This is a genomic window from Chryseobacterium sp. SSA4.19 (assembly GCF_022601875.1).
In the GTDB taxonomy this organism is placed as follows: domain Bacteria; phylum Bacteroidota; class Bacteroidia; order Flavobacteriales; family Weeksellaceae; genus Chryseobacterium.
On the sequence record NZ_JAKVIP010000008.1, the window covers coordinates 85,383 to 102,172 of the forward strand.

The 16,790-nt window shown below is 37.3% G+C and carries 21 protein-coding genes; 17 read left to right on the forward strand and 4 right to left on the reverse strand.

The annotated features are described in order from the left end of the window. The first annotated feature begins 9 nt into the window (after positions 1-9). From MKJ01_RS07430 to MKJ01_RS07440, 3 genes are read left to right on the forward strand one after another with little or no spacing between them, the layout of a single operon-like run. The gene (locus tag MKJ01_RS07430; RefSeq protein WP_241613053.1) at positions 10-792 is read left to right on the forward strand and encodes an alpha/beta fold hydrolase; all 783 of its coding nucleotides are present in this window, start codon (positions 10-12) and stop codon (positions 790-792) included. A gap of 7 nt (positions 793-799) precedes the next feature. Further along, complete coding sequence (locus tag MKJ01_RS07435; protein ID WP_241613051.1) at positions 800-1,621, forward strand: hypothetical protein; 822 nt, start codon at positions 800-802, stop codon at positions 1,619-1,621. A 48-nt stretch (positions 1,622-1,669) separates the two neighbouring features. After that, entirely contained in the window at positions 1,670-2,467 is a 798-nt protein-coding gene (locus tag MKJ01_RS07440) for a patatin-like phospholipase family protein (RefSeq protein WP_241613049.1), read from the forward strand. Between the two features lie 51 nt (positions 2,468-2,518). Here MKJ01_RS07440 and MKJ01_RS07445 read toward each other — a convergent pair whose 3' ends face one another. After that, positions 2,519-3,526, reverse strand: a complete 1,008-nt coding sequence (locus tag MKJ01_RS07445) for a bifunctional oligoribonuclease/PAP phosphatase NrnA (protein WP_241632555.1) — start codon at positions 3,524-3,526, stop codon at positions 2,519-2,521. A 228-nt stretch (positions 3,527-3,754) separates the two neighbouring features. Between MKJ01_RS07445 and rpmH the strand changes: the two genes are divergently transcribed. Further along, complete coding sequence (rpmH, locus tag MKJ01_RS07450) at positions 3,755-3,913, forward strand: 50S ribosomal protein L34 (RefSeq protein ID WP_034701860.1); 159 nt, start codon at positions 3,755-3,757, stop codon at positions 3,911-3,913. A gap of 155 nt (positions 3,914-4,068) precedes the next feature. Beyond that, positions 4,069-4,779 carry a cell division ATP-binding protein FtsE gene (locus MKJ01_RS07455; protein WP_241613045.1) on the forward strand — a complete coding sequence of 237 codons (711 nt, stop codon included), beginning with the start codon at positions 4,069-4,071 and terminating at the stop codon, positions 4,777-4,779. Between the two features lie 24 nt (positions 4,780-4,803). On the opposite strand, the gene MKJ01_RS07460 is transcribed toward MKJ01_RS07455, so the two are convergent. The 3 genes from MKJ01_RS07460 to MKJ01_RS07470 are packed head-to-tail and all read right to left on the reverse strand — an operon-like array spanning position 4,804 to position 7,548. Beyond that, positions 4,804-5,508 (reverse strand): methyltransferase, encoded by a 705-nt coding sequence (locus MKJ01_RS07460; RefSeq protein WP_241613044.1) that lies wholly within the window; start codon positions 5,506-5,508, stop codon positions 4,804-4,806. Continuing rightward, complete coding sequence (locus MKJ01_RS07465; RefSeq protein WP_241613042.1) at positions 5,508-6,950, reverse strand: HAMP domain-containing sensor histidine kinase; 1,443 nt, start codon at positions 6,948-6,950, stop codon at positions 5,508-5,510. The genes MKJ01_RS07460 and MKJ01_RS07465 overlap by 1 nt, the downstream gene beginning before the upstream one ends. Further along, positions 6,943-7,548, reverse strand: coding sequence for a riboflavin synthase (locus tag MKJ01_RS07470; RefSeq protein ID WP_241613040.1), 606 nt, complete (start codon positions 7,546-7,548; stop codon positions 6,943-6,945). Before MKJ01_RS07470 ends, MKJ01_RS07465 begins: the two co-directional genes overlap by 8 nt. A gap of 48 nt (positions 7,549-7,596) precedes the next feature. Here MKJ01_RS07470 and pdxA point away from each other — a divergent pair, with 48 nt between their 5' ends. From pdxA to MKJ01_RS07525, 12 genes are all read left to right on the forward strand, one after another. Continuing rightward, on the forward strand, positions 7,597-8,688 hold the full coding sequence (gene pdxA / locus MKJ01_RS07475) for a 4-hydroxythreonine-4-phosphate dehydrogenase PdxA (protein WP_241613037.1): 1,092 nt from the start codon (positions 7,597-7,599) through the stop codon (positions 8,686-8,688). Between the two features lie 84 nt (positions 8,689-8,772). Continuing rightward, positions 8,773-9,294 (forward strand): DUF177 domain-containing protein, encoded by a 522-nt coding sequence (locus MKJ01_RS07480; protein ID WP_241613035.1) that lies wholly within the window; start codon positions 8,773-8,775, stop codon positions 9,292-9,294. 59 nt (positions 9,295-9,353) lie between these two features. After that, complete coding sequence (gene rpmF, locus MKJ01_RS07485; protein WP_002976251.1) at positions 9,354-9,557, forward strand: 50S ribosomal protein L32; 204 nt, start codon at positions 9,354-9,356, stop codon at positions 9,555-9,557. Between the two features lie 123 nt (positions 9,558-9,680). Beyond that, positions 9,681-10,163: an acetyl-CoA carboxylase biotin carboxyl carrier protein gene (accB, locus tag MKJ01_RS07490; RefSeq protein WP_241613032.1), complete on the forward strand. Its 483-nt coding sequence runs from the start codon at positions 9,681-9,683 to the stop codon at positions 10,161-10,163. Positions 10,164-10,259: 96 nt separating this feature from the next. After that, positions 10,260-11,615 (forward strand): acetyl-CoA carboxylase biotin carboxylase subunit, encoded by a 1,356-nt coding sequence (gene accC / locus MKJ01_RS07495; protein ID WP_241613030.1) that lies wholly within the window; start codon positions 10,260-10,262, stop codon positions 11,613-11,615. A gap of 316 nt (positions 11,616-11,931) precedes the next feature. Then, positions 11,932-12,339, forward strand: coding sequence for a type VI secretion system tube protein TssD (tssD, locus tag MKJ01_RS07500; protein WP_241613028.1), 408 nt, complete (start codon positions 11,932-11,934; stop codon positions 12,337-12,339). A 158-nt stretch (positions 12,340-12,497) separates the two neighbouring features. Further along, entirely contained in the window at positions 12,498-13,406 is a 909-nt protein-coding gene (locus MKJ01_RS18930; RefSeq protein ID WP_241613027.1) for a contractile injection system protein, VgrG/Pvc8 family, read from the forward strand. A gap of 2 nt (positions 13,407-13,408) precedes the next feature. After that, entirely contained in the window at positions 13,409-14,410 is a 1,002-nt protein-coding gene (locus MKJ01_RS18935; RefSeq protein ID WP_241613025.1) for a phage baseplate assembly protein V, read from the forward strand. 1 nt (position 14,411) lies between these two features. Next, a complete protein-coding gene (locus tag MKJ01_RS07510; RefSeq protein ID WP_241613024.1) occupies positions 14,412-14,696 on the forward strand; it encodes a hypothetical protein in 285 nt (94 codons plus the stop codon). Positions 14,697-15,101: 405 nt separating this feature from the next. Further along, a complete protein-coding gene (locus tag MKJ01_RS07515; RefSeq protein WP_241613023.1) occupies positions 15,102-15,650 on the forward strand; it encodes a hypothetical protein in 549 nt (182 codons plus the stop codon). A 6-nt stretch (positions 15,651-15,656) separates the two neighbouring features. After that, complete coding sequence (locus tag MKJ01_RS07520) at positions 15,657-15,923, forward strand: hypothetical protein (protein WP_241613022.1); 267 nt, start codon at positions 15,657-15,659, stop codon at positions 15,921-15,923. A gap of 60 nt (positions 15,924-15,983) precedes the next feature. Then, positions 15,984-16,778 (forward strand): hypothetical protein, encoded by a 795-nt coding sequence (locus MKJ01_RS07525; protein WP_241613021.1) that lies wholly within the window; start codon positions 15,984-15,986, stop codon positions 16,776-16,778. The last annotated feature ends 12 nt before the right edge of the window (positions 16,779-16,790 follow it).

Genomic DNA, 16,790 nt, shown 5'->3' on the forward strand with positions numbered 1-16,790 from the left:
AATCACATCATGCTACACTTTGAAAAAAAAGGAAATGGAAAAGAAGTTCTGGTTCTGCTTCACGGCTTTATGGAAAACCTCACCATATGGAGCGAAATGGAACCTTATCTCTCCAGGGATTTTTCTTTACTGAAAATTGATCTTCCCGGCCACGGCAAGTCTGAAGTTATGGCAGATGTTCAGACGATGGATTTGATGGCAAAAGAAGTAAAAAAAGTGCTGGATGATCAAAAGGCAGAAAAAATACACCTGCTCGGGCATTCAATGGGAGGATACGTTTCTTTAGCATTTGCTGAAAAACACCCTGAATATCTCAAAAGCCTGACTTTATTTTTCTCCACCTATTTTCCGGATGACGACGAAAAAAAGGAACAAAGGATAAAAAGCTACCGTATTATAAAAGACGCTTTTCCCCATTATGTAAAAGCAGGGATTCCGAATCTGTTTAATCCGAATGAAAGGGATATTCTGGAAGGAAAAATTGAAACAGCTCTTGAAACAGCTCTTTCTACAAACAGTCTCGGAGCTTTGGCCTCTGTAAAAGGAATGGTGGAAAGAATCGATAAAAAAAATGTCATAGAAAATCTGGATGCTAAAATTTTGGTTCTTGCAGGAAAACACGATAACGCCGTAAAAACAGATCTGCTTATCCGCCATCTGCCTGACAGAACCAATATCAAATCTTATATCCTGGACTGCGGGCACAACGGCCACTGGGAAAAACCGCACATCTGTGCGGAAATTATCAATACGGAGCTTCTTCATAACTTTCCTAAAAAACTGGTTTTATAAATACTTTATGAAAATTTATATCTTATCCGCTGCCTTATTAATGATCTTAAGCTGTAAAAAAGAAGTTTATGTTCCCAATATCCATCAAAATGATTCTATAAAAGCTATTGGTAGGACCAAAAAAGATTCAACCAATACACTGATACAAAAAGAGGAAATATTTAATTTTACGACTGAACTTTGTGATAACAAAGGGTATTTTGATCCTACTAGATACTCAAGAGAACAGCTCGAAGGTACTTATAAGCTTTGGTTTCAGATGGGTGGAACACTGCTCAGTACCCCTTCGGTTTTCAATCTTGATGAACTTCAAAAAATAAGAGATGAAAAGGATAAAATTTTAGCTCAGCTTGACAAAGATTTTATACATCAGAAAAAAGTTCTGGAACAATTAACAGTGGTTGATGATCCTTACTGGAAAAATATAAAAACACAAAAGCAGCAGGAGCTTACTGACGAATATGAGTTTAGAAAAACGGAAATTCAAGCTTTTTCAGACCCGTCAATCCTGACCAACCATAAACTTTCAAAAAACTGCAAAAGTTTTGCTGAGGCTCTGTATTCAAACGGTCCAAAAATGATAGAAGAATGGAAAAAGCTCCGTGAAGAGATGAGCAGAAAAAACAGTGATCCGGGAAGAATCATAAGTGAATTTAAAGAACATTTAAATTCACCCGATAAAAATGATTATGCCATTATTGATTTAATCACGTTTGGATGGGGAAACTGCGCAAATGATAATCTTAAGAAGACACAACATGATGAAAAGATGTACAAAAAATTTAATTCGCTTTTCATAAAAATAGACTCCGAATGTGACGAACCTTAGTCTATTTTTTATTAAAATCCCGTATCTTAGTAGGATTCAATTGTCTTAATGGGGATTTTTACTTTCAAAAAAAAGAAACAGGTAATCGGTCTGACTCTTTCAGGCGGTGGCATGCGCGGAATTGCTCATATTGCAGTCCTTAAAGCACTGGAAGAATACAACCTGAAGCCGGATATCATTTCCGGAACCAGTGCAGGGTCTATTGTCGGGGCCTTTTATTCTTTCGGTACAACACCTGATGAGATGATGGATATTGTCAAAAAAACAACTTTTTTCTCAAGATCCTATCTAAGGCTTACGAAGAACGGCATTTTCAGTTCAAAATTTATCTCACAGCTTTTCAAGGATTATTTTCCTGAAGATAATTTCAGTATCCTGAAAATCCCGGTATATGTATCGGCTACGGAGATGACTCATGGAATTGTAGATTTCTTTTCAGAAGGTGAGCTTTTCACTCCCTTGCTGGCTTCGTCAAGTGTCCCTTTTATTTTACCACCGGTAAGAATTGGAGAAAAGATATATGTTGATGGTGGCGTGTTAGACAACCTGCCTATTGAGCCCATCATTGATAAATGCGATTTTCTGATTGCTTCCCATGTTAATTCCATCAGCTACGACAGGTTGGAAAACATGAGTTTAATGAAAGAATTCGACAGGATTCTTCACCTGGCTATTGCCAAATCAGTCTATTCCAAGGCAAAATCGTGTGATATTTTTTTAGATCCGCCTAAAATGACTCAATTCAGTCTGTTCAATAAAAAATTCCTTGATGTGATGTTTCAGGAAACCTATGAGTATACCTGTCAAGAGTTGGAAGGAAAAGGATATTCAAAAAGGACTTTCTAGTTTTAAATAGCTCTATCCAATTTAATCAATCATTTTTTTCTTCCCTACGATTTACAAATTCTCTTCTCCTTCTATCCTGCTTTTAAACGTCTCGATGGTTTCCGGTAAAGATTCATTCGATTTTCCTCCGGCAGCATTAATATGACCGCCTCCACTGAAATACTTCCTTGAGAACTGGTTTACATCCATATCATCTTTGCTTCGGAAAGAAATTTTAATAAAATCATCATACAGGTCTTCCATAAAGAATGCAGCCATTTTCACCCCGATAATGCTTAATCCGTAATTAACAAAACCTTCCGTATCTCCCTTCTGGAAGCCATATTCTTTCAATTCTTCTCTGGTAAGGTAAAGAATAGCTACTTTCCCGTCTCTTGCCACCTGAATCCTTCCTAAGATAAGAGCCAGAAGATGAAGGCGGGAAACCGTATTGGTATCCCATGTATTAGAAGTAATGACAGCAGGATCTGCCCCTTTTTCAATTAAATTTGCAACAATTCTGTGAGTCGTTGCACTGGTGGAACGGAAACGGAATCCACCCGTGTCAGTCATGATGCCTGTATAAAGACATTCTGCAACATCCTTGTCCACCAGTTTTTCATCCCCCATTGCTTCAATGAAATGATAAATCATCTGGCAGGTTGCCGGAATCACGGTATCGGAGTACACAAAATCAAAAGCCTCCGGCTGCTGATGATGGTCGATAAGTATTTTCTTACCTCTCGCATGGGTCAGCCAATCTCCTAAAAGACCTATTCTTGAAGGTGAGTTAAAATCAAGGCAAAATATAACATCCGCTTCATGGATCAGATCCGAAGCCATTTTTCTTTTATACTCTGCAATGAATATTTTCTTAGCTTCAGGCATCCATTTGAGAAACTTCGGAAAGTCATTGGGAACAATTACCTCAGCATGAATCCCTTTTGCCTTAAGATAATGTTTCAATCCTAAACTGGAACCAATAGCATCACCATCAGGATTATAATGGGTAAGAATTACTATTTTATTTTCCGGGACAAGTAAGGTATTGATTTCTAAAAGCTCTGCAGGTGTAAACATCATGATGTTTATTTTTTTAAATTTGAGTTTCCAAAGATAGAGTTTTTCAATAAATCATTAGTATTTTTGTGCCTTGATATATAAAGTCATCCATTTAGCTACAGGATATAGTGTATCATAATTGAATCAAAATTGAAAAAAAGATTTACTAAAATTTGCGGCTTTTAAAAAAATCCATATCTTTGCAACCTGAAAATTAATAGATAATTACGATTTAAACATATAGTAATGAGTAAAAGAACGTTCCAGCCATCAGAAAGAAAAAAGAGAAACAAACACGGTTTCAGAGAAAGAATGTCTACGCCAAATGGAAGAAGAGTTTTGGCTGCGAGAAGAGCTAAAGGCAGAAAGAGTTTAACTGTAAGTGCAGCACGCGCTAAGAGATAATCTTTATTATTATCATATACAAATCATGCTTGAAAAGAAGTTTTTCAGGCATTTTTTGTTGTTAAAATTTGCTAAAAGTAAAGATTATTCATCTTCTTTTTCCTATTTTTAAATTCTGAAAAATATTTTAGAAACAGCACTCTTAAAACTGAATTATGCCACATACAAATATCTCAGGAGATAATATCATTACCCTTCAGCATGCGAAGATTGCCCAGAAAAACTTCACGGTTCTTTCTGATGTAAATCTGAACATTAAAAAAGGAAGATTTTGTTATCTGATAGGAAAAACAGGTTCCGGAAAAAGTTCATTACTGAAAACACTCTATGGGCATATTCCATTGGTTTCAGGACATGGATCCGTGGTAGGTTTTGATCTGGCAAAATTAAGGGCTTCTGATATTCCCAATCTCAGAAGAAAGCTAGGGATCGTATTTCAGGATTTCCAGCTGCTTTCCGACCGAACAGTTGAAAAAAACCTGAAATTTGTTCTTGAAGCGACAGGCTGGAGTGACAAAGTGAAAATCGAAGAACGTATCAACGAGGTATTGGGAAGCGTAAATATGAAGAGCAAAAAGCATAAGATGCCTCATGAACTTTCCGGTGGCGAACAGCAGCGTATTGCAATTGCAAGAGCCCTGCTAAACCACCCTGACCTGATTTTAGCTGATGAGCCGACAGGAAACCTTGACCCGGAAACGTCAAATGAGATTATGACGGTGCTTAAGCAGGTTGCCCTTGAAAACGGAGCTGCCGTTGTAATGGCAACACATGACTACCATATGATCCAGAATTTCCCGGGAGAAGCCATCCGATGTGAAGACGGAAAAGTCTCAGTACTGGATACTGCGGAATTATTTGAATAATCAATCAGCAGCTTAAAAGATATTTTACTCTTTGCTTTTATTAAAAACATGAAACTCTTTAGTGAGTTCAAGATATTGGTCCGAGTATTGTCTCGGACTTTTTTCTATAACTAATTCAGATACTTCCGCAGGTTTTTCAGTTAATGAAAATTCAAGGACTACCCTCTTGGTTTTGGAGTTTTCAATTCCTTTGATATTGATCTGCCGGATTAGAAACAAATTACATTCCTGTGCGATTGTAATAAAATCATTTTCGGCTTCTGCAGGAATAATTACCGAAAAAACACCTTGTTCAGAAAGCAATTCTGAAGCTTTTGAAATTAATTGACGGAAATTAAGCTCTATCGTTTGTCTTGCAATTTTATCTTTATCCGAAGCAGACGAGTCAAAATATGGTGGATTTGTGATGATTCCATCAAATCTTTTTTCAGTATGAAAAGTTTTAAAGTCCTGATGAATATTCTTTAACCTTGAATGAAAAGGTGAATTTTGGAAATTAAGCCGGGTAAGACGTACCGCTTCTTCATTAATATCAAGTCCTAAAAGTTCTGCCGTTGAATTTCTCTGAGCAATCATTAAAGAGATTAAACCCGTTCCCGTACCAACTTCCAGCACTGTAGACGCATGATCCATATTAGCCAGAACCCCGAGCAAAACACCGTCTGTCCCTACACGGAATACATCTGCTGACTGCTGAATTTGAAAATCCCTGAATACAAATGGTTTCACTATAAATTTGTCGGTAAAGTTATGGTGAATGTTGATCCTTTTCCGACTTCCGATTTTACGATAATTTCCCCCTTATAATCTTCCACCATCTTTCTGACCATTGATAACCCCAGCCCCATTCCACTGTTTTTGGATGTGAAATTCGGTTCAAAAATTCTTTCGTAAATATTTTCAGGAATTCCGATTCCGTTATCCTGCACGGAAATCATCACCCTTCTCTGATGCTGCTCTATATCAACATTAATCATTAATTTCCGGTCATCACTTTCTGCCTGCCTGGCATTGGTAACAAGGTTGGTGATAATCCTTGAAAGATAAATCTTATCCATGTTAATCATGATCTTGCTTTTATTGGCATGCATAAAAATGCTGTCATCATTAAAAACACGCAGAATATCTTCTACTTCATCATTGAGATTGATCATCTCGTTATTTTTTTCAGGAAGCTTTGCAAATTCGGAAAAGGCTGAAGCTACTGTGGCGATTACATCAATTTGGTCAACCATGGTTTTGCTCATCTGCTTTACTTTCTCTCTGACATTCGGATCTTCAGGATCAAATTTTCTTTCAAAATTCTGAATGGTCAGCTTCATGGGAGTTAAAGGATTCTTTACTTCATGGGCAACCTGCTTTGCCATTTCCCTCCAGGCTTCTTCAGAAGCTTTGAAACGCAGCCTTTCTTTCTGATCCTGAATCTGGAGAATCATTCTGTTGTATGCTCTTGCCAATGCATTCAGCTCATCGTTCTTATAATATCTGATCGGACGCATCTCATTTTCAAACAATGTGATCCGGGTGATCATATCAGAAAATTTAGTAATGTTTTTTGCCAGGCTGTTAGACATTACCCAGCTGAACCATACACTGAACAATATCAGAAGTACATCTACCAGTACAATATATTTTACATAGACATTAAGAACATCAAAGTAAGCAGATTCATTATGATAAAGCGGAATATAAACAATGGCAATAGGCTCGAGATCATTGTTTTTAAGAAGCAGATATGAGGAAGAGAGCACAGCATCTTTTGATGCATCATACCCTTTAATATCAAGTCTCGTCCTGGAAGACAAGATCTTATTGACAATATTGACAGGCACTTTTTTCTGAGCAACCAGATTTTCTTCTTTATTGGAGAGAAGATAATTGCCTTTCAAATCATATAGAATGATATCATGTTGGTTGATATCTGCAATTTCAAAAATTTTATTTCCCAACACCTCTTTCAGATCACCGGTCTGCACGCGCGTGCGGCTTACGGCATAATCCAGATATCTCAGTACAGCGCCGGTTTTTTCCTGCATATCAATCCTGCTGTTCTGAATAGAATTGTTTCTCAAAACAAAATAAGGTACCAGTGAAGAAGCCACTACACTTAAAAGACATACCAATAAGAAACCAAAAAAGACACGGTTTCTCAAGCTATATCCTTTATACATACTTATTGACATTCTGTTTATTAATTAACTTAGCAATATACTTACCAATTATATCAAATTCTAAATTAACTTGATCTCCGGATTTCAGATGTTTCATATTTGTAAATTCCCACGTATAAGGAATAATGGCTACAGAAAACTGATGATCTTCACTTCTTGCAACCGTGAGACTGATTCCATTTACCGTAATGGAACCTTGAGGAACAGTTACGAAATCCCCATCTGTATTATACGCAATAGTGATGTAATAACTTCCGTCCTGATTTTCAATACTCACCACTTCTCCTGTCTTATCAACATGACCTTGTACAATATGCCCGTCTAATCTTCCGTCCATCTTCATGCAACGCTCAAGGTTCACGACCGTTCCCAACTCCCACTTCCCAAGATTGGTTTTTTCCAGTGTTTCCTGAATTGCCGTAACAGTATATTGCTGACCTTCCGTTTTTACAACTGTTAGGCAGCAGCCGTTATGGGCCAAGCTCTGATCGATCTTTAACTCATGGGTAAAAGAACAGGACAAAGTAAAATCAATGTTGCTTCCGTTCTCCTGAATCTTCTCAATTGTTCCAACTGCTTCAATTATTCCTGTGAACATATTATTTTTTGCTAAATTTGTAGATTATAATCTTCAAAGATAATCAAAATGAGCCCAAAAAACCATAAAGTACGAGTAGGAATTTCAATCGGAGATTTCAATGGCATTGGTCCTGAAATCATCATGAAATCCCTGTCCGACAAAACCATTACGGATTTTTTCACCCCTGTAATTTTTGGCTCGGGAAAATTATTTACGTATCAGAAAAATATTTTTAAGCTTACCGTAAATTTCAATTACATCAATGAAGCTTCACAGGCACAGGAAGGAAAAATAAACATGGTTAACCTGGTGAAGGAAAATTCAATGGTTGAACTGGGAACACCTACTGAAGAATCTACAAAAATGGCGATCGACTCTCTGGAAACCGCTACGGAAGCCCTGCTGAAAGGAGAGATTGATGTTTTGGTCACTGCCCCTATCAATAAAGACGAAATGGTAAAGATGGGCTTTAAACATGCCGGACATACAGGATATTTTGAAGAGAAGTTCAATAAAAAAGGACTGATGTTTTTAGTAACGGAAGATCTGAAGGTAGCGGTACTCACCCATCATATCCCAATTTCACAAGTAGCAGAAAATATTTCCAAGGAGAAAATAAAAAAGCAGATCAGGGTACTTAATCAAACTTTAATTGAAGACTTTAATATATCGAGGCCGAAAATTGCAGTTTTAGGATTAAACCCGCATTCCGGAGATGGCGGCGTCATCGGAAATGAAGAAATAGAAATCATCGCACCGGCTATTAAAGAATTGTCGGACAACGGGATTCTCGCCTTTGGTCCTTTCCCCGCAGACAGTTATTTCCAGCCAAATAAATACAAAAGCTTCGATGCCGTTCTGGCGATGTATCATGACCAGGGCCTTGCTCCATTTAAAACACTTGCCTATGAAGAAGGTGTAAACTATACAGCAGGACTTCCGTTTATCAGGACTTCTCCGGATCACGGAACAGCATATGATATTGCAGGTAAGAATATCGCGGATGAGCAGAGTTTCAGCGAAGCTATTTTTACAGCTATTAAGGTTTTTAAAAACAGAAGTGAATATAACGATTTGATGAGTAACCGACTGCAGCCAAAGAAAATGGCTGTAGACAACGGAATTGACGAAGATTTGCCACAGGAAACTGAACGCTAAATCTTTAATACCGATTTTAAATTTATTTGTTATAAAATTTATTTGTTATTATAAAAAAATTGCATATTTTTGCACACTCATTTTATGGACAAGGTAAGAAACTATGATGTTAGCTTTTCCGGGTTGAAAACCGGTAAGCACAAGTTCAGGTTTGAGATAAATAAAGAGTTCTTTCAATTATTTGATACTGAACAGGAATTTACAAATCCCAGAATTACGGCAGATGTTTTATTAGATAAACATTCTACCTTTCTGGAATTTGATATTGAAGTGAATGGAACGGTAGAGCTGGTTTGTGATATTACAACCGAAAATTTCGATCATCCTATTGAAAATGAGGTGAAGGTTTTGGTGAAGTTCGGAGAAGAATATGACGACAGCGAAGAAGATGTTATAACGATTCCGACCAGCGACCATGCTTTCAATATCTCACAACTGGTTTATGAAAGCGTAGTGCTTTCTATTCCCATGAAAAAGGTTTCGCCGGAGGTAAGTGATGAAGATCTGGCCATCCTTGAGAAATTCAGCCCAAAAGAAGCTGAAGAGGAAGAAAATAAAAGCGACCCGAGATGGGACGCATTAAAGAATTTAAAGAATAAAAATTAAATAGTTTAATGATGAGATGGTGAATCTCATCACTCATCAATTAAAAAAGTTATTAGAAAATGGCACATCCAAAGAGAAGACAGTCGTCCACAAGAAGAGATAAGAGAAGAACTCACTACAAAGCTGTAGTTCCTCAATTGGCTAAAGATGCAACAACAGGAGAGCTTCACCTATATCACAGAGCTCACTGGCATGAAGGGAAATTATACTACAGAGGAAAAGTAGTATTGGAAAAAGAAGTAGCTGCTACTGAAGAAAACTAAGAGTCGTTCATTTAAAAACACTCATTTTAATACAAAAACCGCTCAATTTTGATAAAATTTGGCGGTTTTTTGTTGTTTTTTATGTTTTTTTGGTATCTTTGACGCAAAATCAAATATCAATTTATGGACATTAAAGACATACAAAATCTTATTAAGTTTGTATCTAAGGCAGAAGTTTCTGAGGTAAAATATAAAACTAAAGATTTCGAAATCACCATTAAAACTCCATTGGCAGGAAGTGAAGTTGCCTATGCACAGCCTGCAGTTTATCATACTGCTCCTCAGCAAATGGCCGCTGCGCCGGCACCTGCCGCTTCAGCCGCTGTGCCTGCAGAAAAAGCTGAAGCAGCATCTGATGACAGCAAGTATGTAACCATTAAGTCTCCAATGATCGGAACTTTCTACAGAAAGCCTTCTCCTGATAAAGAGGTGTTCATAAATGTCGGTGACGAAGTTTCTAACGGAAAAGTAGTATGTGTAATCGAAGCGATGAAGTTATTCAATCAGATCGAATCTGAGGTAAGCGGAAAAATCGTTAAGATTTTAGTAGATGATGCAACTCCTGTAGAATACGACCAACCTTTATTCTTAGTAGATCCGTCTTAATTTAGAAATTAGATGTTAGACGTTAGATGCCACGTTCATTTGGCATTCAGTAACATTATCTAATTCTCAAATTATCTAATTTTCAAATTTAAGAAGATGTTCAAAAAAATATTAATTGCCAATCGTGGCGAAATTGCAATGCGTATTTTACGTACTTGCAAAGAAATGGGGATCAAAACTGTTGCAGTATATTCTACAGCTGATAAAGACAGCCTTCATGTAAGGTTTGCAGACGAAGCGGTTTGTATCGGCCCTGCAATGAGCAAAGACTCATACCTGAAAATCCCGAATATTATTGCTGCTGCTGAAATTACCAACGCAGATGCAATCCATCCTGGTTACGGTTTCTTATCCGAGAACGCTAACTTTTCCAGAATCTGCCAGAAAAACGGCATTAAGTTTATCGGTGCTACTCCTGAACAGATCGAAAAAATGGGTGACAAGGCGAATGCCAAAGCGACCATGAAGGCTGCCGGAGTTCCTTGTGTACCTGGTTCTGACGGCTTAATCGAATCTTACGAACACGCTGTAAAGATTGCTGAAGAAACGGGCTATCCTGTAATGATTAAAGCAACTGCCGGTGGTGGTGGAAAAGGAATGAGAGCTGTATGGAAAGCCGAAGACCTAAAAGACCATTGGGAATCTGCAATTCAGGAAGCTGTAGCGGCATTCGGAAACGGAGGTATGTATATGGAAAAGCTGATTGAAGAGCCAAGACATATTGAAATTCAGGTTGCAGGTGACCAGTTCGGGAAAGCCTGTCACCTTTCGGAAAGAGACTGTTCTGTACAAAGAAGAAACCAGAAATTAACGGAAGAAACACCTTCTCCGTTCATGACGGACGAGCTTCGTGAGAAAATGGGTGATGCTGCGGTAAAAGCTGCAGAATTTATCAGTTATGAAGGAGTAGGCACAATCGAATTCCTTGTGGACAAGCACAGAAATTTCTATTTCATGGAAATGAATACGAGAATCCAGGTAGAGCATCCGATCACTGAGCAGGTTATTGATTATGATCTTATCAGAGAACAGATTCTATTGGCTGCCGGAACTCCTATTTCCGGAATTAACCACTACCCGAAATTACATTCTATCGAATGCAGAATCAATGCGGAAGATCCGTATGCTGATTTCAGGCCTTCTCCCGGAAAGATCACCGGATTAAACATTCCCGGCGGGCACGGAGTAAGAGTGGATACCCATGTATATTCAGGTTATACCATTCCCTCCAATTATGATTCTATGATTGCAAAACTTATTACTACAGCACAAACCCGTGATGAAGCGATTGCAAAAATGAGACGTGCGCTGGAAGAATTTTATATTGAAGGGGTAAAGACTACCATTCCTTTCCACAGACAGCTGATGGATAATGAAGATTATCTTGCCGGAAACTATACAACAAAATTCATGGAGGATTTTGTTATGGACAGAAAATATGATAATCATTAAAATTATTTTCATAATAAACTTGAAACCGCCTATGTTGAGGCGGTTTTTTTATTATCTCTCTGAATTATGTCTCCTATATATTGACCTGTAATTTTATAATTTTCTTTAATCTTCGTATTATTATTTAACAGTCTCAACAATCAAAAAAGATAATCCATTGATTTTAAATACGTCATTTACCTAACAGTCGCTAGTCGCAGAACTACTACAATTTTTAAAATTTCTTCCATTTTTTGTTCAAACAATATTATTACTTCTAATTTTGGTGACATACAAGACCAAATCACAAAATATTAATAATTAAAATTTACGAATCATGGCAGAAAAAAATTCAAGAGGAATTTTAAAATTCAACGGAGGAGAAGGGCAAAAAGTATTAAAGCTTAATTACAGTGTGTCCCGCTCCACAGACGTATCAGGAAGAGTAGCATCAGACCCTTCCAATGCATTGATCAAAATTACAGTCGAAGCTACTGAAAAATCAGACATTCTGGAAAGCCTTCTTAACGGCAAATATAAGCCTACAACCGGAGAAGTTACCTTCAACAAGTCGCACGAAGAAGGTACCTTAACAACTTTAAAATGGGAGAATGGGTACGTAATCCAGCATGAAGTAGATTTTGATGCTGTTGATGAGAACAGCATGTATATCACATTTGTTGTCAGTGCGGAGCAAATTGATCTTGGAAATTCTTCTTATACAGGAGATTGGCCTAGCTCTTAAAATATATTTCCTAAGCAAGACATACAGCAAACAGAATAGTAAATCTCAATTAAAACTATTCTGTTTCCTGTTTTTTTATTAATTTTATAATGAAAGGTACATGCAGATGATATAGGATTATGTTATTCAGTTTTTAATTGACATCAAACATCAATATCATGGAAGAAAGCAGCAACTCGCACCGTTCCAATTCCTACAAAATTCCGGCAAATGCAGATAAAATTTCCGGCAGTCACATACCCGGGATCAACCGTGTGGTAAAACTGGATATTGTGATAGAAGGGAAATCCGTCAATCATTTTAAGCATTTCCGATTACACCAAAGCGCAAGACGGCATCACCATTTTGAACTTATTCTCGCCCATGATTCTTTGGGAGCCGCACAGAATCATAATCTTGAGGAAGTCCGTCAGTTTTTAGGCAAGCGGATCACCATTGTTTTTAAATATAAGGACTATGAAAATGAAAGTCCTGAAAGAACTTTTGTAGGTGTTATCACCAAAGCGGCATTCAGCCAGGAAAAAATGAACATGGGAAATATTGTTCTGAAAGGCCAAAGCCCTACCATTCTGATGGATTCTGCTCCCCACACCCAAAGTTTCGGAGGTAGTCAAACCGTCAACACGGGAATTATTGCAGATAAAATTATAAAAGAATCATTAGGTTCTTCGAAATTCGACTTTAGAGTTGACCCCCAGAATAAAAGCTATATTAATTACAGTTCACAATACAACGAGACACATTATAATTTTCTTGCAAGAATTGCGGAAGCTTATGGTGAACAGTTTTATTATGACGGCGAAGTCCTCCACTTCGGAAAGCTTCCACCTTCTGAAAAACCGGTCCGTCTTGTGTACGGCAGCAATGTAAACGATGTACAGGTAGAACTGAAAGCAGTCCATACAAAACCTGAATTTTTTGGATATAACAGCAGTAGCCATAGCAGAATGGTTGGCACTGAAAATACGATCAGGCATCTGGGAGACATTCCGGCTAAAGCTTATGAACTAACAACAGCATCTTTAAAACACGTTCGCTCTCCCCTGCCCCGGTCAATGCCAATATAAGTATGGACATCGATGAATCACAGAAAAGCGCGGCAGGCAGTGCAGCTGTAGAAGTTTTTACCGTTTCGGGAAACACTACTGTCCCGTTCCTTTATCCGGGATGTTGCTCAGATATTGAAATGCGTAAACCTGACACCAGTGAAACCTCCTATTTTACAAAGGTAACTATTACAGAAGTGGTTCATGAAATCAATGCAAGAGGATATTATACCGGAAGTTTCGAAGCTGTGGCTGAAGGGACAGGCTTTATGCCCAAACCGGATTTTGTCATTCCAAATGCACAACCGCAGATAGCCACTGTAATTTCCAATACTGATCCTATGAACCAGGGAAGGATACAGGTACAGTTCGACTGGCAACGAAATCCTGATAACACTCATTTTATCAGAATGATGAGCCCTGATGCAGGCGGAACAGACGCGGTCACCCAAAACAGAGGATTCGTAGCCATTCCTGAAGTTGGTGACCAGGTTATGGTAGGATTTGAATATAACCATCCTGATTTTCCATTTGCCATGGGCAGAATGTTTCACGGGCAGGTTGCTTTGGGAGGCGGGCTGAACAATCATATTAAATCATTACAGACCAGAAGCGGGAATAAAATTATATTCAATGATCAGGAAGGAAGTATTTTTATAGAAGATCCTAGCGGCAATACCTACTTAATGGACGGAAAAGGAAACATTACAGTAAACGCTCCTAAAAACATGACATTTACCGCAGGAGAAAATGTACAGATCAATGCAGGACGTAATATTATTGCTTCTGCACAGAGAAACGTTAACATCATGGCCGGCGAAGATATTACTGAAACGGCAAACGATGATTACAACCTGACAGCCAGCAACATTATTGAAACTGCTGAAGCAGGCAGAAGTTCCAGAGCGAAAAATATTACGGAAAATATGGAAGCGGGCTCTTATATCAGTACAAAAGATGCTATTAACGTGGAAAGTGCTAAAGAGGTTAATATCAACAGTGGTAAACAGGTAAAAATGCAGTAAAATGGCTGGTGAAGGCGGAAATATCATACGGAATGTATTCGGCAAATCTTACAAGGAAGCAGAACATATCATGAAGGATGCTTCCAAAGGAACCTTGGACTTCAAATCGCCACAGGAAAACACTTTTTATGGTAAAAAAGGAGGCAAGAAATTAGATGATTATCAGGTTAAAAAAGAAACTGAACCCATCAGGGTAAAAGTTGTTAAGTGCTTTGAAGATTTAGAATGCACTAAAGAAGTGAAAATTATAGAAAAGGGCAGAAAGTATTTTTATAAAGCCATCTAATACAGCAGAGCAGCTACCAAAGCAGAATTAAAAACTCTTAAATGGGCGATACAGTATGATGAAACGGCTTTAGCCAATGCCTCACAGGTAGCCGGAGAAGAAAAGATCTCATACGTCGTACCTAATGACCGGGATATAAAAAAGCTTACAGTATATGCTTTCTTTAAAACACCCGATCAAAATGTTAATGCGGAAGTTGAAGTTATTTTTCCACATGTCAGAATTATCATTACCAATGAAATTACCGGATATACAATACAAGGGTTAAAAGGAGAAGATTATACTTTTTCTGATCCGGCAGTTGTTGTTCCTACTTATAAAGTAAATATTTTAAGTTATAATGCCAATAACAAAAACGGTAAAAAAGAATTCTCATTTAATGTGACCAGAGATGGCTGGTATAATTTGGAAAAAAACAAGAATGGACATTATGAGCTTCTTAACAGAGCTTTTGTTCCTTCAAACTGGGAGCAAAATTTATACGGGGTATATTGGATTCCAAGCTACCCGAATTTAGCCAAGGTTTTCAGATCTGGATTGGACGCCTTCATTTTTACCCGTTTTGGAAAAAGAAAGATTCCTGCCAAACCATTACGGACCCAGAAAATGGCTAATGGAAAAGACATTGAACATGCCAGAACGGACGAAAACTTTGCAACAGATGTTATGATTCATGTGGGAGGTACTTACGAAGTCAATGGATATGATCATCTTGGGGGTTCATTAGGATGCTTTGCTTTTATTTCTGATGATGATATTTATTCTACTCCTGAACTGGCAAAAAAAGCATCCGATGACGATAGCTATGATGATAAGACTACCAATGCAGACTGGAAAAAAATAGCAGACAGAATTATTAAACTTTCTTTTGAAAAAAAGAAAGAACTCAGAATTCTGCTTGATTATCGTGATGAAAGTAAAAACTATTATCCTAAAGAAGTATTGAGTGAATAAATGATTATGAAAAAGATTTTATTAATAACTGGAGTATTAATCGGTATTTTTTTCTCACTGTGGGATTCAATGACGAGTTATGCAGATACAGCACCCATAGATGATGAAATAGGAATTGAAATTATTTCTTGGCCATTTTTTATTAAAAAAACCATTATCTATATGGTTATTGGTGGCTTAACTGGTTTTCTAACAGGTTTTATTATCCACAAACTTATCAGATCCGAAAAAAAAGTAATATTTCTAAATCTTAAAAAATTGAATTCTAAGTAAATGCATGGAATTTTAATATCACTTAAATAACCTCTTATCTACACCTGAAAACAAAGAAGCATGGAGAAAAACCGGGTAAGACCTTTTCAAAAATATTCAACAGAAGCCCATATCTATAAGGCAGAGAACTCCCTTGAGATCAGATTTAGCGAAACTAAAGGTTTCAATTCATCTTATAAGATAGTTCTTCAGGAAACTCAAAACGAAGATCAAACCAAGAACTGGGTGATAGAGAAAATTGAAGAAGCTCCCCTGCCATCTGAAAATAGCTTCATGGAAATCCTTCACGAATTGGAACAAAGCTCTTATCCTGTCACTATAAAAGTAGATGAAAAAGGATTTTTTTTAAATGCCGTAGATCATCAAAAGAATATAGAGAGCTGGAAACAGAAAACAAAAGACATCCATGAGAAATATACAAATGCCGAAGTATTCAGAAACAAGTATCTGACTGCTATGGAAGATGAAAATGCTTTTTACACAAACAAATTGAAAGAACCATTTTGGAATCTTCTGCTTTTTGCTCCTTCCTATGTAGATAATGGTGAAAAAAATCAGGAATTTATAACATGGAATATCAAGGGAATAGGAAGTTTAGAATGTCCCGGAATTATTAGAGCAGAACAAAGAAGCTATGGTTTTGATGCTTTTTTCACTTCGAAATTTATAATACCTGAAACGATTAAAGAAGAGATCAATAAAAAATATATACGTCATGCAACGCAATACATCGCAGAATTGACCTTACAATTGCAATACTTTTCCCAGAAAAAGCAATATGCAAAAAAGAAAGCAGATTTTATCCTGTCAGACGGAAATAAAATAGTATATCAGGAGACAAGCAGCCTTACATAACATTATGAATAT

Coding starts and splice junctions, on each gene's coding strand:
- accC (WP_241613030.1), top strand. CDS start 10,260: ATGTTCAAAAAAATATTAATTGCCAATCGTGGCGAAATTGCAATGCGT.
- pdxA (WP_241613037.1), top strand. CDS start 7,597: ATGAGCCCAAAAAACCATAAAGTACGAGTAGGAATTTCAATCGGAGAT.
- tssD (WP_241613028.1), top strand. CDS start 11,932: ATGGCAGAAAAAAATTCAAGAGGAATTTTAAAATTCAACGGAGGAGAA.
- accB (WP_241613032.1), top strand. CDS start 9,681: ATGGACATTAAAGACATACAAAATCTTATTAAGTTTGTATCTAAGGCA.
- MKJ01_RS07430 (WP_241613053.1), top strand. CDS start 10: ATGCTACACTTTGAAAAAAAAGGAAATGGAAAAGAAGTTCTGGTTCTG.
- MKJ01_RS07510 (WP_241613024.1), top strand. CDS start 14,412: ATGGCTGGTGAAGGCGGAAATATCATACGGAATGTATTCGGCAAATCT.
- MKJ01_RS07455 (WP_241613045.1), top strand. CDS start 4,069: ATGCCACATACAAATATCTCAGGAGATAATATCATTACCCTTCAGCAT.
- MKJ01_RS18930 (WP_241613027.1), top strand. CDS start 12,498: ATGGAAGAAAGCAGCAACTCGCACCGTTCCAATTCCTACAAAATTCCG.
- MKJ01_RS07435 (WP_241613051.1), top strand. CDS start 800: ATGAAAATTTATATCTTATCCGCTGCCTTATTAATGATCTTAAGCTGT.
- MKJ01_RS07445 (WP_241632555.1), bottom strand. CDS start 3,526: ATGTTTACACCTGCAGAGCTTTTAGAAATCAATACCTTACTTGTCCCG.
- MKJ01_RS07480 (WP_241613035.1), top strand. CDS start 8,773: ATGGACAAGGTAAGAAACTATGATGTTAGCTTTTCCGGGTTGAAAACC.
- MKJ01_RS07465 (WP_241613042.1), bottom strand. CDS start 6,950: ATGTATAAAGGATATAGCTTGAGAAACCGTGTCTTTTTTGGTTTCTTA.
- rpmF (WP_002976251.1), top strand. CDS start 9,354: ATGGCACATCCAAAGAGAAGACAGTCGTCCACAAGAAGAGATAAGAGA.
- MKJ01_RS18935 (WP_241613025.1), top strand. CDS start 13,409: ATGGACATCGATGAATCACAGAAAAGCGCGGCAGGCAGTGCAGCTGTA.
- rpmH (WP_034701860.1), top strand. CDS start 3,755: ATGAGTAAAAGAACGTTCCAGCCATCAGAAAGAAAAAAGAGAAACAAA.
- MKJ01_RS07520 (WP_241613022.1), top strand. CDS start 15,657: ATGAAAAAGATTTTATTAATAACTGGAGTATTAATCGGTATTTTTTTC.
- MKJ01_RS07470 (WP_241613040.1), bottom strand. CDS start 7,548: ATGTTCACAGGAATAATTGAAGCAGTTGGAACAATTGAGAAGATTCAG.
- MKJ01_RS07525 (WP_241613021.1), top strand. CDS start 15,984: ATGGAGAAAAACCGGGTAAGACCTTTTCAAAAATATTCAACAGAAGCC.
- MKJ01_RS07440 (WP_241613049.1), top strand. CDS start 1,670: ATGGGGATTTTTACTTTCAAAAAAAAGAAACAGGTAATCGGTCTGACT.